Here is a 14569-nt window from a genome sequence, read left to right on the forward strand (position 1 = left end):
GTTTTTTCATGCAGGCTGCTGCGCACGGGCGAGCAGTTGATCGAGATCGAGGTTAATGCTGGTCACCGCCCAGTCGGGCTCCTGGGTGAACGGCTTGCGGACATAGAACGGCCCCTCGTGCTTGTCACCGTCGACGAGCACGAGGGCCAGGATGAATCTATCGGCCTGGTTCAGGCCGTAGACAATTTCGTTGCGAGTGACGGTGATCGTGGTCTGGCCCTTAGCGCGGCCTTTCACCTCGATGTGGCGCGAGGGGGGCAGCCGGCCGTCGAGAGCTTTAGGGATGCTGGTGACGTCCCAGCCGCACTTCTGTGCCGAGACGTCGATGACGTCGTGGCCCAAAGCACGCTCTGCATTCATCACCGCCTGCATGGCGATGTGCTCGACGCGGGCACGGGCGTCAGCGTCGGCGGACCAACCTGGCTGCCCCTTGCGTTGCATTAACAGACCAGCAGGGATCACCAGCGCACCGCCCAACACGACAGGCGTGGCCGAGACCACGTGGCGCATGGCCAGTAGCTCCTTTTCACGCGACTCGCGGCGGGCTGTAAGGTCGTCGATGGTTCGGCGGACGTTCTCCAGCGTGAGGCGCACGTCCTTGCCAGCGGCGATGTCGTCCTGCAGCTTGATGTATCGGTCGGACCAGAAGTTGATCTCCTTGACCAGTCGCTCGTGGACGGCGGCCAGCGTCTTGTCTACCGCCTTCTCACGCCGGGACCGCACCTCGTCGAAGTGCTCAGGCACGAGTTCGCTGGAGGCGTGTGCAAGCGCAACGTGCTCCAGGTCCTTGGTGATCCAGGGCGCGGAGAGGACGTCCTGGATCAGCACCATGTCGGCGGGTTGAAGCGGCTCCAGGTCGAGGTGTGGCGCCCAGCCCGCGTTGATCGTGTGGCCCTTGGGGTCGATTTCGACGAACTGCATGCGGCGGGACACACTGCGGGTCGGGTCCGCTCCTTCCTTGACTGAGTGGTCGACGATAAACATCACCTTTGGTGTTAGGCCCATGTCGCTCGGGTCCACCAGCACGGTCCCTTGCTTGAGCTTGTTGCGGTGGGCTTCCAGCACGAGGTCGGTGACTGCCTGCATCAAGGGGTGGCCGGGGTGGATAAGGCTGGCCATCGGGGCGCCTGCGCGGTCCGCCAGCCGCACATACTGCTTCTCGAAGCAGACGCGCTCGTAACGGCGCAGCACGGGGTCGGTATTGCGGCGGTCGCGGCCGCTGACCTGACGGTCGCGCTCGCGGATGATCGCCGGCACATTGGTGATCTCGTAGCGCCCTTGCTCGCGGGGCCGCAGCTCGCCGCCCATCTGCTGGAAGGCCTGGTTGAAGAAAGCGCGGATGAAGAAGGGCTGCAGCTTACGCGCCTCGGCCTTCTCCATTTCCTCCTTCACGGCGAACAGGCGCTTCTCGTCCATCACCTCTTCGCAAAGCGCGTTGCGCTTGATGATGTTTTCAAGGTGCTGGGTGTCGAGCGCGCCTTCGACCTTTCTCAACAGGCGGGCGCGAATTTCAGGATCGGAGCCGTAGCGGATGGCCTCGATCAGCAGGTCCTTGAGGCTTTTTTCCTCGAAAATCTCGCCCAGGATGTCGAACACCCGGCCGCCCAGCGCTTCGCGCTCGACCTCGAGCTTCTCGAACAGGCGCTGGAAGACGTCGCCCTCACGGGTCTCGGCGGCGACCATGTTCCACAGGTGACAAACCTCGGTCTGACCGATACGGTGGATACGGCCGAAGCGCTGCTCCAGACGGTTCGGATTCCAGGGCAGATCGTAATTGACCATCAGATTGGCGTTCTGCAGGTTCACGCCCTCGCCCGCTGCGTCGGTGGCCAACAGCACGCGCGTCGTTGGATCGTTGCGGAACAGCTCCTGCACCTTGCGTCGTTCCTCACGCTTGACGCGACCGTGGATCATCACGACGGCCTCTTCGTTGCCGATGACGCCGCGGATCTTCACAGCCAAGTAGTTCAGGGTGTCGCGGTGCTCGGTGAAGATGATCAGCTTGCGTTGCCGCCCCTCGGCATCATGCATCTCTGGCGTGTCCTGCAACAGGCGCGAGAGCTCGTCCCACTTACGGTCCTGGCCAGAATGCACCACCTGCCGGGCCTGCTCCTCGAGGCCTTCGAGGATGATGATCTCGGCCTCCAACTCTTGGATGGTCTGTGCCGCCGTGGCCTGGTCGACGACAGTCTCCTCGAAGGTCTCGTAGTCCTCGGGCGATAGCGCATCGGCGGCTTCCCAGACGTCCTCCGGCAGGCCGTTCTTGCCGTTGAGCGTCTCGGCCAGAGACTGGCCGCGTTGGCGCAGTTTCTCGTCCTCGACGCGGCGCTTGAGCTTGTTGCGCCGGCGCTTGAGCGACTGGTAGATGGCCTCGGGGCTCGAAGCGAGTCGTCGCTGCAACGCCGTCAGCGCGAAGCCCACTGTGCCTTTGCGCCCGCCGTCGGCCAGTTGGTCGGCCTTGGCGAACTCGGTCTTGACGTAGTCGGTGACTGCGGCGTACAGAGCAGCTTCGAGATCGGAGAGCTTGTAGTTGACGGTATAGGCGCGGCGCTCGGGGAACAGCGGCGTGCCGTCAAACTTGAGCAGGTCTTCTTTGACCATACGACGCATCAGGTCAGTGACATCGACCTTGTGCGCGCCATCGCGGAACTTGCCATAGAAGCGGTCGGCATCCAGCAACGACATGAACAGCTGGAAGTCTTCTTCCTTTCCGTTGTGCGGAGTGGCCGTCATCAGCAGGAAGTGGCGGGTTATTGAGCCCAGCAGCTCGCCCAGCTGGAAGCGCTTGGTCTTGTTGATCTTGTTGCCGAAGTAGCTTGCCGAGAGCTTGTGGGCTTCATCGACCACCACCAGATCCCAATGCGACAGGCGTAGTTTCTCCTGTAGGTCTTCGGCGCGTGCCAGCTGGTCGACGCGGGCGACCAGCAGATCGTGATCGTCGAACGGGTTCCCGCTGCGGGATTGTTCGACCTGCTCGCGTGAGAACAACGTGAATGACAGGCCAAACTTCTCGAACATTTCGTCCTGCCACTGCTCGACCAGGCTGCCAGGGGCGACGATCAGCACACGTTTAGCGTCAGCGCGCATCAGCAGCTCGCGGATAAAAAGGCCGGCCATGATGGTCTTGCCGGCACCCGGGTCGTCCGCGAGCACGTAGCGCAGCGGCTGGCGCGGCAGCATCGATTCGTAAACCGCCGTGATCTGATGCGGCAGTGGCTCCACGTTCGACGTGTGCACAGCCATCATCGGATCAAATAGGTGCGCAAGGTGAATTCGATAGGCCTCTGCTGCAAGTTTGAACTCCTCACCCGACGCATCGAATCCCCAGGGGCGACCGGCCTCGGCCAGCGACAAATTGGCCTCGTCGGTGCGGAACAGCATCCGCTCACGCAGCGTGCCGTCGGCGATTTTGTAGTAGACGGTAAGGGCGTTGTCACCGACTGGCTCCGTCGTGACAATGCGAACCACCTGTCCGGGCTCCAGCCCCGAGATGGCCGCGTTCTTCTGGATCAGTTCGAGCTTCAGCATGGTGTGTCCCTTTGTTCTTTGATCGTCTACCTTCAGGGCTTGCGCCAGTTATAAAGCGACTGTTTGGTCGGCTTAGGCGAGACATTATTCTCGCCGGTCTTGGCGCACATGGCGTCTTCGTAACGGCCCAGCTTTAGGCCGATAACACGCGTGGGCGTGTTTTCCTTATGAGCTGCTAACTGCGTACCTTCGGCAGGCGTCCATTGGTTGCCGTGATTGGCATAGAGCTTAGCCATGGTGTAACTCCTTTCGGCGTGACAGTCAGCGGGATTGCAGGCGTAGTTGATCAGCATCGCGGTCACCATTCCTCGCCGGATTCGCCGTAGCCCGGTGCGAGCACCAAATTAGTGACGCCATAAAGCGCCTGACGATTGCGGAGCCACAGGTGATACTCGCCACCCTTGAGGCTGTGGTCCTCGGTGCAGTCGACGTTCCAGCGGCGAAGTAGGTAACCCGCCATCGCCGCGCGCACGCGCACCTTGAGCACGCCACCATCCATGCCGTACTCGGCTTCGATGGTGTCAGGGTGCTGCACATTGGCCGGATGCGGCACGAGCTCAAGCTCAGTAACTCGGTTCCACTGGATATCCTGATCGGATTTCTCGTGGTCGGCCACCGGGCCAGGGATGATCCGCGCGTCGTCGAATCGGCCCAATGCAAAGTCCCTAAACTGGCCGCTACGTCGGTCAAAGGCGCGGACATGCCAGCGCAGCCCACTGTCGGCCAGCGCGAAGGGTACGATCTCACGGGTAGTCAGACCGCTGGATAGCGCACGGTAACCAATTTCAACAACGGCACCTCGGTGGATAGCGCGCGTCAGGGCAGATAACAGCTCCAAATCGACCTTGCCCGGCAGGGAGGCACCTTCCTGCGCCACTCCCCCCTTCCAGCGGACGGGCTCGCCGTCGCCATAGCCTTGGGACAGCCAAGTAAGGATGCGCTCGGCGGGGAAGTCGAACAGGGGCCGGAACCACGAGGCGCGGACATAGACCTTGCCCTTGTTGTCGTACTGCATGTTGCCGGAGGCCAGCTCCTTGTACTGAGCGATATCCCGCGTGGCCGCTGCCGCCTGGATGCCAAAGCGCGTCACAAGGTCTTGCCGTCGGATTTCGCCAATGAACCGCAGGCGTAGCTCGACGAATGCAAGCCGATCACGTTGCGCCTGAGTCATTTTTAAGAGCCCCTCACTGGACATGGTTGTAGATCAGCTTACGTTGCATTTTTGAAAGCATACGGATATCCAAATGGAACGTCAAGCCACCTCAAAAAGATCCTATATACATCGCATTTTGATGATGATGGTGCGAGAAATCGAGGTTATTCCGACTTTAGTATGTCTAGACTGCTTAAATGGCCCGGATATACGATTGGCGCAGATACGCTCGGTTATCTACTGCCGTCCCCAAGGCCATTTTCGACCTAGTCGCGGTTATTGACATGAAACATCCTTCACCTTAAAGCGCTCAACTGGCGACGAAGATGTTCACTTCTCAGCTTGAGCGCCTTCGACGGCCTTGAGTATCGTCGCCTCGCGTACTTGGTCCCCACCACGCCTAGCAGAATGGCAGTCACAGGCCTGATGATGCTGCTGCTGGACGACCCTAAGTAGGTCAACTGGAGCGACCGGAGATCGCCAGGATCTGCCAGGTCTCGGCCTCACTGGTGGATTCAGTGCGCAAATCCTCACTGCTTGAAAATGCAGTGAGCGAACCGACGCCGCGCACCTACACGACCAAGCACGGCACCACAGCCACGATGCGGCCGGCCAGGAAAGCCAAGCCGGACGCTGATTTAAAAACCGTCGAATTCGACGGAATTGGACCCGCCGCTAGTTCGCAGCGAGTCCTCGCCACCGATACCCCCAAAAATACCCCTAGCACGGCCGGCACCGAGGCGACGATCGCCCCCCGCCCCGGAACAGGGCGCGACCGCCGTGGGCCCGGCTGGACGAGCTGCTGGCCGAGAACGCGGCGCTGCACGCTATCGGCGCGCACGGCCTGCGCCGCAGCAACGCGGATAAACGCCGCGCCGTGCAGATGCTGCTGGAAGACCCGGAGCGGGCGCAGTGGAGCGACCGCAAGATCGCCAAGGCCTATAGCGTGCCGCATATGCTTGTCGCCGCCATGCGATGATCCTATCTGGAAGAACTTCCAGATAGCCCTGCTGCGCCAGTTATCTATTAGTCGTCTAAGGTTGTCTAAGTTTGGGCGAAAATTAACCCACTGGCGCGGCGGTACGCCATACCGCTGCCGGCCCGCGGCCCTCGCAGCAGACAGTGCCGTCCTTGGCCCGCATCTCAGAGAGGAGGTTCTTTACCTTGTCACGCTTCTGCTGTTCTGTCAGGCCAGCCGGAAGCATAGGGATCAGCAAGTTGTCTAAATCCTCCCGGCTGGTCGGCGCAAACTGGCGCAAGTGGCTCAGGACGAACTGTTTCAAGCGCTCTTTTTCCAATCCCTTGTTGCGCGTGTACGCCGCCTGCTCGTTCGTGGACGCGGCGACTGCTGCCGAAAGATAGAAGTTTGGCTTTCTTCCTTCAATCAGGCCCTGCCGCCTCAGGTGGGCTGCGGCACTGTCGGGAATGGGGCGCTTCTTCTGGACACGGTCGAGCAGGATGACGGTAGCAATGTCCAAATCTTGCTTTTCCAGCAGCAGCAGTGAATAATTTTCGTCCAGCGTGTGGCCGAAAATTTCCAGCACCACGCTGTTTGCCGTCGAGCGTCCATAGTCGGGCAATGGAAAGTACCGTTGCCGCTGGGCCAGCGTCATCGTATGGATGCCGTAACCCATGGTGTCGATCATGCCCAACTGAACCATGGCTTGGGCCAACCAAGGGTTGCGATAGCGACTGGGCGTGCGCTCGCCAGTAAAGTATTCCTCTGCCAATCCCTCGAAAAAGCCGCCCGCATTCTCGAAGATCAGGCGATCCACCTTTTCGGTCAGCAGCACCCTAGCCTGCCGCGTGTAATCCTGGTGCGCCAGGCAGTTGTGCAAGGCTTCCAGAATCACCCGCGTGTCGTATTTCAACACCTCAGTTGCCAACAGTTGATTGGCTGGAAACAGGCGCTGCTTGATGTTGCGGATACGCTGCAGGACTTGTGTGGTCGTCAGCAGGAACGGCGGACCGAAATGCTCGTAGGCGCGTTCTTCTGTTTCCAGCTTCCAGGTAATTTGTGCCGGATTCGGAGACAGTAGGTGGACAGCCGACGACCCTCCCAGCAACAACAGAGCAGCGCGCGTTATCTGACCGTTGGCTGTCAGCTTGGCGCGGTCCAGAAACACTTCCGCCGGCCATGTGTCGATTTGGTCGAGGAATGGTGCGGTTGCGTGTCGCTCCTTGAACTTCTGCCTTGCCAGCGCGAGCGCCTCGGCATCCAGATCGGCCACGGTGGCAGCCGGCACCACCTGGGCGGACCAGTCAACCAACTCAATAGGCTCATCCAGGATCGCCGTTAGCCTTTCAGGACGCATCTCGACCAAGCGATCGGCCAGGCGCTGCCAGGCCTTGTCATGGGCATAGACTGGCAGGCGAGGCCGATGTCGGGGGATGTGCAAGACCCATACCGTCTTGCCTGAGTCTTCCGTTACGAAGGCCTCTGCCCGCAACGCCTCGGCATCGAGGTTGGGGCAGCGCCCGAGCAGGCGCGGGCAGAGATTGTCCGGCGTATAGCCAGCGAAATTCTCGATGCCGACGATGTTCAGCGTGCCATCCTCGACGCCGATCAGCAAATGCCCGCCTTCCATATTCGCAATGGCCGAGACGTAGCTGGCAATGTCCTCGCCCTTGTGCCCGCTCACGGCATGGGTCAGGTTCTTGAACTCCTTCCACTCGCAGCTTGCGTCCTCCTTGGGAAAGCTTCGGCGTAGAAAATCACGCAGCGCTTGCTCATCCATGGTGGTGCTCCCTGTAAAAGCTTTGGCCTGCCGTGCGCAGCAGTAAGGGATCAGGGAGCAGAACGGTGAAAGGAAGGATGACTTCGCCGTATTCGCTTTGCCTGTAGTCGCCGCCGCGCAAAAGATCTGCCACGGACCAGATGAACGACGACAAGCCTTGGTAATACATGTGGTGCCCCAAAGTTTACTGAAATCAGTTTGCTAAGACGAAACATTAGCATCTTCGGGCGGCAATCGCACTAAAAACAGCGGGCGAAGTAGGTTGAAGTAACCCCGACGTAACCCAGCGCCTTCTCTCAAGAAGAGCTATATCGCTAAGTGTTTGATTAGATGGCGCGGCTGGCGGGGATCGAACCCACGACCCTTGGCTTCGGAGGCCAATACTCTATCCACTGAGCTACAGCCGCGCTGGAGGAAGCGATGCGAAGGATACAGTCTTTCCCGGGCGTCGTCTACGGCAACCGTCCGCTCCAGCGGGAAATTGCGTTTCCACCAAGTGTCTTTGGGTCTATAATCGCCCGGCGGCATTGCATATAAATAAGTATTCCACGTATTCCGCAGGGCAGAAGCAGGTTTTTTTAATTTGTATTAAGGAAATCATGAGCGACGCGCACAACGAACACCAATCCTTTATCCGGACCCCCAAGCAACTGATCATCGCAGTGGCTGGTTTTTTCCTGGTCATCGTCATCGGCATCATCCTGCTGGTGATCTTTGCCACCAACAAGCCCCTGGGTGGCGCCGGGTCCGAAAGCCAGAGTGCGCAAGCCGTCGCGACGCGCGTGCGCCCTGTGGCCGAGGAAGGGTTTGCGTTCAAGGACGTGAACGCGCCCAAGGTGCTGCAATCGGGCCAGGCCGTGTATAACGCCACCTGTGTCGCCTGCCATGGCTCGGGCGCAGCAGGTGCACCGAAGGCTGGCGACGCAAGTGCCTGGAGCGCCCGCATCGCCCAGGGCTACGACACCCTCGTCCAACACGCCGTGCAAGGCATCCGCGCCATGCCGGCCAAGGGCGGCAATCCCGATCTCGACGACATCGAAGTCGCCCGCGCCGTGGTCTATATGACCAACCAGTCGGGCGCCAAGTTCAAGGAGCCGGAAGCCCCGGCGGCAGGCGCCCAGGCGCCGGCCCAGGCCGCAGCCGCACCGGCAGCTGCCGCCGCACCCGCCCCGGCCCTGCCGGCAGCGACGCCGGGCACGCCACCCACCGCGGGCGCGATCGCGACGCCGGCCGTGGCCGGCAACAACGAAGCGGGCAAGGCCCTGTTCAATACGGCCTGCACGGCCTGCCACACCGCCGGCATCGCCGGCGCGCCCAAGTTCGGCGACAAGGCCGCATGGGCGCCGCGCATCGCGCAAGGCACGAATACGCTGTACGAGCACGCCATCAAGGGCTTCCAGGGCAAGGCCGGTGTGATGCCGCCGAAAGGCGGTTCCACGGCGCCCGATGCCGACGTGAAAGCCGCGGTGGACTATATGGTCGCGGCCGCGAAATAAGCCGGAAAAACCGTCCTGCGGGACGGTTTTTTCATGAATGAGATAAGGAATGAACGTGTCACCGTCGTACACCCCCGTCATCCGCCTGTCCCTCGCTGCGGCACTGCTGACCACGGCCGGCGCTGCGGGCGCCGCCACGCTGTCGGTCGGTCCGGGCAAGACCTATGTCGCGCCGTGCGCGGCCATCGCCGCCGCCAGGGATGGCGACACCATCGAGATCGTCGGCGACTGGACGTACAGCGGCGACACCTGTGCGATCGCCCGCAGCAACCTGACCATCCGCGGCGTGCAGGGCCGGCCGGTCATCGACGCGGCCGGACGCCAGTTCGGCAACAAGGGCACCTGGGTCGTCACCGGCAGCAACATCACGGTCGAGAACGTGGAGATGCTGGGCTCGAAAGTCATGGACGGCAACGGCGCGGCGCTGCGGCTGGAAGGCACGAATTTCACGCTGCGCCAGGCTTTTATCCACGACAACGAAAATGGCATCCTGATGGGTGCGAACCGCAACAGCAACGTCGTGATCGAGCACAGCGAATTCGGCCACAACGGCCACGGCGACGGCCAGACGCACAACCTGTACATCGGCAACGCGAAGAGCCTGACCTTCCGCTACAACTATTCGCACGACGCCAACATCGGCCACAACCTCAAGTCGCGCGCGATGTTCAACATGATCGCGTACAACCGCTTCTCGAGCACGCCCCCGGGCCGGCCGGGCAGCACGGCGAGCGGCAAGCCGTCGTACGAAATCGACCTGCCGAACGCCGGCACGTCCTACATCATCGGCAACGTGATCGAGCAGCCGGCCATCAACGACAATCCGAACATCGTGGCGTATGGCGAAGAAGGAGCGACGAATCCCGGCCAGGATCTGTATGTCATCAATAACACCTTCCTGAACGACTTCAGCAGCGGCACGTTCCTGTTCATCAGCGGCAAGGTATCGACCCCTGCCCTAATCCAGAACAATGTCTTCGCCGGTCCTGGCACCGTGAGCACGCAGGGCAACGCCGTGCAGAAAGACAACCGTCGCATGGACAAACCGGGCTTCATCGACCGTGCCGGCTTCACGCTGCGGCCCCTGGTCAACGAGGTCGTCCTGAAAGCGGGGCCGGCGGCGGATCCGTGGACGAGCGGCACCGGCCGCCGCTGACGCTTATACGCAACATTTCGCGGCCGTAAGCGTTTTTTCCGCTGACTTTTCTCAAAAAAGTGAAAACGGCCGCGTTGTGCCTAAACGCTAAGACCTCTTATAAATTTTTAACTATTGGTCTCTGGTTACCAAAACTCGTGCGTTTCATAGGGAGAATAAAAGTTGGGTTGAGGAAATACAAACACCAAAAGACCGAATAAAATGTTCAAGACGTCATCAAGATGGAATTTTTGGCATGCATAATGCTGAACGGCGCGGCGAACGTTTTGTTCCAGGTCTTTTTAATTGACCAACTGTTGTTACACGCCGTTACAAAGAGCGGAACAGAAACCTCGTATTCTGCATCTTGCCAGCGGGAATTACTTCCCGCACAGAAACTTTACGAGGAATCTCATGCACACTTTGCGTAACCATTCACTCCTGGCTGCCACCATTCTGATGGCCTTCGCAGGTGTGACCTCCGCTTCCGCAGCCACGCTGTCCGTCGGCCCCGGCAAGACCTATGCCAAACCCTGCGCCGCCATCGCGGTCGCCAAGGACGGCGACGTCATCGAAATCACCGGCAATACCACGTACAGCGGCGATGCCTGCAGCATCAACCGCCACAACCTGACCATCCGCGGCGTCAACGGCCGTCCGAAGATCGACGCCGCCGGCAAGAACGCGGCCGACAAGGGTATCTGGGTCGTCAACGGCAACAACCTGACGGTCGACAACGTCGAGATGTACGGCGCGAAGGTCATGGACGGCAACGGCGCCGCGTTCCGCCTGCAGGGCGCGGGTTTTACGCTGCGTAATTCGTTCATCCACGACAACGAGAACGGCATCCTGGCGAATGCCAACCTGAACAGCGACATCCTGATCGAATACACGGAATTCGGCCACAACGGCCGCGGCGACGGCCAGACGCACAACCTGTACATCGGCCACGTGAAGAGCCTCACGTTCCGCTACAGCTATTCGCACGACGCGAACGTCGGCCACAACCTGAAGTCGCGCGCGGATACCAACATGATCGCGTACAGCCGCTTCTCCAGCACGCCGCCGGGCGAAACGGGCAGCACCGCCACCGGCCAGCCGTCGTACGAGATCGACCTGCCGAACGCCGGTACCTCCTACATCATCGGTAACGTCATCGTCCAGCCGGCCGCCAACCAGAACCCGGCCATCGTGGCCTACGGCGAAGAAGGCGCGATCAACGCCGGCAGCGACCTGTACGTCATCAACAACACGATCCTGAACGAGTATGGCGACGGCACGTTCCTGTTCGTCAGCGGCAAGGTCCCGACCCCGGCGGTGATCCAGAACAATATCTTCGGCGGCATCGGTACCCTCAGCTCCCAGGCGAGCTCCATCGTGAAGAACAACTACCGTTCGGTCTCCCCGGGCTTCGTCGACCGTGCCAAATGGGACCTGCATCCGACCGCCAGCGCGCTGGTGATCAATGCCGGTACGGATCCGGGCAAGTCGGCCAAGGGCGTGTCGCTGACCCCGGTCGCACAATATAAAGCCACCGCGTCCGGTGAAGCACGTCCGGTGGCCGGCCAGCTGGACATCGGCGCCTATGAAGTGACGGGCGACGCTGCGAACACCACGGCCGTGACCTGGACTGCCTGCGGCAACGAAGGTTCGACCTGCTCGTTCAGCGGTACGCGTGAAGTCCGCTTCGGTGCCAACGGCATCTATACGTCGAAAGTGGTCACCGGCTCGACCGCGTGCACGAGCGCCGTGTTCGGCGATCCGATCCGCGGCGTCGCCAAGACCTGCAGCTATTCCAGCGCACTCTCGACCGTGACGGCGACCGCGGCCACGGGCCCGTCGTGGATTCCGTGCTCCGGCGAAGGCGGCACCTGCGTGTTCAGCGGCACCCGTGAAGTCCGCTTCGGCGCCGGTACCTCGTTCTCGACCAAGACCTTCACCGGTTCCATCTACTGCGCGAATTCCGTGTTCGGCGACCCGGCAAAAGGCCAGCTGAAGACCTGCAGCTACTCCAGCAACACGATCGCGACCTCGGGCACCTCGGGCACCACGACCCCGGCCCCGGCCCCGACCGCGCCGGCCACCAACGACACCGCCTGGACGGCGTGCGCGGCCGAAGGCGGTACCTGCTCGATCACGGGTACCCACCAGGTCCGCTACGGCGCCAACGGCTACTATGTGACCAAGACCGTGACGGGTCCGGTTGCCTGCACGAACGCCGTCTTCGGTGACCCGGCTTACAGGATCGCCAAGTCCTGCAGCTACAAGTAATTCGCGGGGCTTGTCCCCTTCCGAAAAACGCGGCCTCGTGCCGCGTTTTTTGTTTTTGTGGCGATCGGATCCGCGCCCGTTTGTGGCGTCAAAGTCTCATTAATAGTCCGCAATTACTCCAGATACAACTTTTCCTTATAAAATAGTTTCCAGGACTGAACTTTTTCTGTACAGTCCACGGATGGGCTGGTCGCCAACACAAATTTTTTCGAAAAAAACTGCGGCGTGAACGCAACATCCTCTTGATTTCGAAAATTTTTTTTCATAGTCATTCCGACAACGGGTGACAGCTCGGCACTTGCCAGTCAGATATGCATATTGTCACTCTGGCTCTGTCGATAAATTTTCCACCGGAAATTACATTCCATAGGGAAAAACCGTAAAAAGTCGTTTCAGGCTTCCTTTTTCTTGTAGTGGATGCTAGAAAAAGCGATCACAAAATGTTCTTTTGCTCTACTAAATAAGGCTAAAAGGAACAATAATTAGCCTCTTTTCAGGCTTGCCGTTTAGCTATTTTCGGTTACACTTCGTTACAAACCGTCGATCTCAAACCTCGTATTCTGCAACTTTCCAGCAGGCACAACTGCTGACAGGCAATCTGCTTACGAGGACATCGACATGCAACAAACCGCATCGCGCACCACCCAATTCTCCGCATCGCACCTTGCTGCTGCCGTCCTGATGGCGTTCGCAGGTGTGACCACTGCATCCGCAGCGACGCTGTCGGTTGGCCCGGGCAAGACCTACGCCAAGCCGTGCGCCGCGATCGCCGCCGCCAAGGATGGCGACGTCATCGAAATCACCGGCAACACCACGTATAGCGGCGACGTCTGCTACATCATGCGCCACAACCTGACCATCCGCGGCGTCAATGGCCGTCCGAAGATCGATGCGGCCGGCAAGAACGCCGGTGGCAAAGGCATCTGGGTCGTCGACGGCAACAACCTGACCGTGGACAACGTCGAAATGTACGGCGCTAAAGTGCCCGACGCGAACGGCGCCGCGTTCCGCCTCGAAGCGGCCGGTTTCACGCTGCGTAACTCGTTCCTCCACGATAACCAGAACGGTATCCTGGCGAACGCCAACGCGAACAGCGACGTCGTGATCGAGAACACCGAATTCGGCCACAACGGCGCAGGCGACGGCCAGTCGCACAACCTGTACATCGGCCACGTGAAGAGCCTGACGTTCCGCTACAACTTCTCGCACGACGCCAACGTCGGCCACAACCTGAAGTCGCGTGCGGACACCAACCTGATCGCGTACAACCGCTTCTCGAGCCTGAACCCGGGCGAGACGGGCAGCACCGCCGCCGGCAAGCCGTCGTACGAGATCGACCTGCCGAACGCCGGTACGTCCTACGTCATCGGTAACATCATCCAGCAACCGGCCTCGAACTCGAACTCGGCGATGCTGGCCTACGGTGAAGAAGGCGCGGTCAACGCCGGCAGCGACCTGTACGTCATCAACAACACGTTCCTGAACGACATGGGCAGCGGCGGTACGTTCATGTTCGTCAGCGGCAAGGTGCCGACCCCGGCCGTGGCCCAGAACAACATCTATGCCGGCGTGGGCACGTTCAGCACGCAGGCATCGACGATCGACAAGACGAACTACCGTTCGGCATCGCCGAGCTTCGCGAACCGCGCCGCGTACGACCTGCATCCGGTCGGCAGCGCGCTGGTGATCGATGCCGGTTCGGACCCGGGCGTGTCGGCCAAGGGCGTGTCGCTGAAGGCTGTCGCGCAGTACAAGGCTGTCGCTGCGGGCGAAGCCCGTCCGGTGGTCGGCCAGATCGACATCGGCGCGTACGAATCGCTCACCGCGCCGACCACGACGACCGCGTCCTGGACCGCTTGCGGCAACGAAGGCTCGACCTGCGCGTTCAGCGGCACCCGTGAAGTCCGCTTCGGCGCGAACGGTGTGTACACGTCGAAAATGATCACCGCGTCGACCCCGTGCACGACCGCCGTGTTCGGCGATCCGATCCGCGGCGTTGTCAAGTCGTGCAGCTACGCCGGCACGACCACGACCGCCGCGCCGGTGGCCAGCACGCCGACCTTCACGGCCTGCGCCACCGAAAACGGCACCTGCTCGTTCACCGGCAAGCGTGAAGTCCGCTACGGCACCAGCACGATCTACACCTCGAAGGTCGTGACCGGTCCGGTGGCCTGCACCAACGCCGTGTTCGGCGACCCGGCACGCGGCCAGGTCAAGTCGTGCTCCTACTCGAGCGTGACGCAGTAAT

Annotated in this window: 8 protein-coding genes, 1 tRNA gene and 1 pseudogene; 4 read left to right on the forward strand and 6 right to left on the reverse strand. The window is 60.8% G+C overall.

Features of this window, described 5'->3' with window-relative positions:
- Nucleotides 1-6: 6 nt before the first annotated feature.
- From ACEN9H_RS29735 to ACEN9H_RS29760, 6 genes and pseudogenes are all read right to left on the reverse strand, one after another.
- A complete protein-coding gene (locus ACEN9H_RS29735; protein WP_413673072.1) occupies nucleotides 7-3528 on the reverse strand; it encodes a helicase-related protein in 3522 nt (1173 codons plus the stop codon).
- A 32-nt stretch (nucleotides 3529-3560) separates the two neighbouring features.
- Complete coding sequence (locus ACEN9H_RS29740; protein WP_413673073.1) at nucleotides 3561-3821, reverse strand: hypothetical protein; 261 nt, start codon at nucleotides 3819-3821, stop codon at nucleotides 3561-3563.
- A gap of 5 nt (nucleotides 3822-3826) precedes the next feature.
- Nucleotides 3827-4723, reverse strand: a complete 897-nt coding sequence (locus ACEN9H_RS29745; protein WP_413673074.1) for a WYL domain-containing protein — start codon at nucleotides 4721-4723, stop codon at nucleotides 3827-3829.
- A gap of 1019 nt (nucleotides 4724-5742) precedes the next feature.
- Complete coding sequence (locus tag ACEN9H_RS29750) at nucleotides 5743-7419, reverse strand: ATP-binding protein (protein WP_413673075.1); 1677 nt, start codon at nucleotides 7417-7419, stop codon at nucleotides 5743-5745.
- Nucleotides 7420-7477: 58 nt separating this feature from the next.
- Nucleotides 7478-7588 (reverse strand): annotated as a pseudogene (locus ACEN9H_RS29755) (type I restriction-modification system subunit M N-terminal domain-containing protein); the annotation flags it as partial.
- Between the two features lie 162 nt (nucleotides 7589-7750).
- Nucleotides 7751-7826 (reverse strand) — tRNA-Arg (locus ACEN9H_RS29760).
- A gap of 192 nt (nucleotides 7827-8018) precedes the next feature.
- On the opposite strand from ACEN9H_RS29760, the gene ACEN9H_RS29765 reads away from it, so the two are divergent.
- The 4 genes from ACEN9H_RS29765 (at nucleotide 8019) to ACEN9H_RS29780 (ending at nucleotide 14568) form a co-directional block, all read left to right on the forward strand.
- Complete coding sequence (locus ACEN9H_RS29765; protein ID WP_413673076.1) at nucleotides 8019-8915, forward strand: c-type cytochrome; 897 nt, start codon at nucleotides 8019-8021, stop codon at nucleotides 8913-8915.
- A 49-nt stretch (nucleotides 8916-8964) separates the two neighbouring features.
- Nucleotides 8965-10071 carry a hypothetical protein gene (locus tag ACEN9H_RS29770; protein ID WP_160407006.1) on the forward strand — a complete coding sequence of 369 codons (1107 nt, stop codon included), beginning with the start codon at nucleotides 8965-8967 and terminating at the stop codon, nucleotides 10069-10071.
- Nucleotides 10072-10464: 393 nt separating this feature from the next.
- Nucleotides 10465-12321, forward strand: coding sequence for a hypothetical protein (locus ACEN9H_RS29775; RefSeq protein WP_229412298.1), 1857 nt, complete (start codon nucleotides 10465-10467; stop codon nucleotides 12319-12321).
- Between the two features lie 618 nt (nucleotides 12322-12939).
- Entirely contained in the window at nucleotides 12940-14568 is a 1629-nt protein-coding gene (locus ACEN9H_RS29780; RefSeq protein WP_413673077.1) for a hypothetical protein, read from the forward strand.
- Nucleotide 14569: the final 1 nt, after the last annotated feature.

Origin of the sequence: Massilia cellulosiltytica, from assembly GCF_047325105.1 — a bacterium.
GTDB classification, from domain to species: Bacteria; Pseudomonadota; Gammaproteobacteria; order Burkholderiales; family Burkholderiaceae_D; genus Telluria; species Telluria orientalis.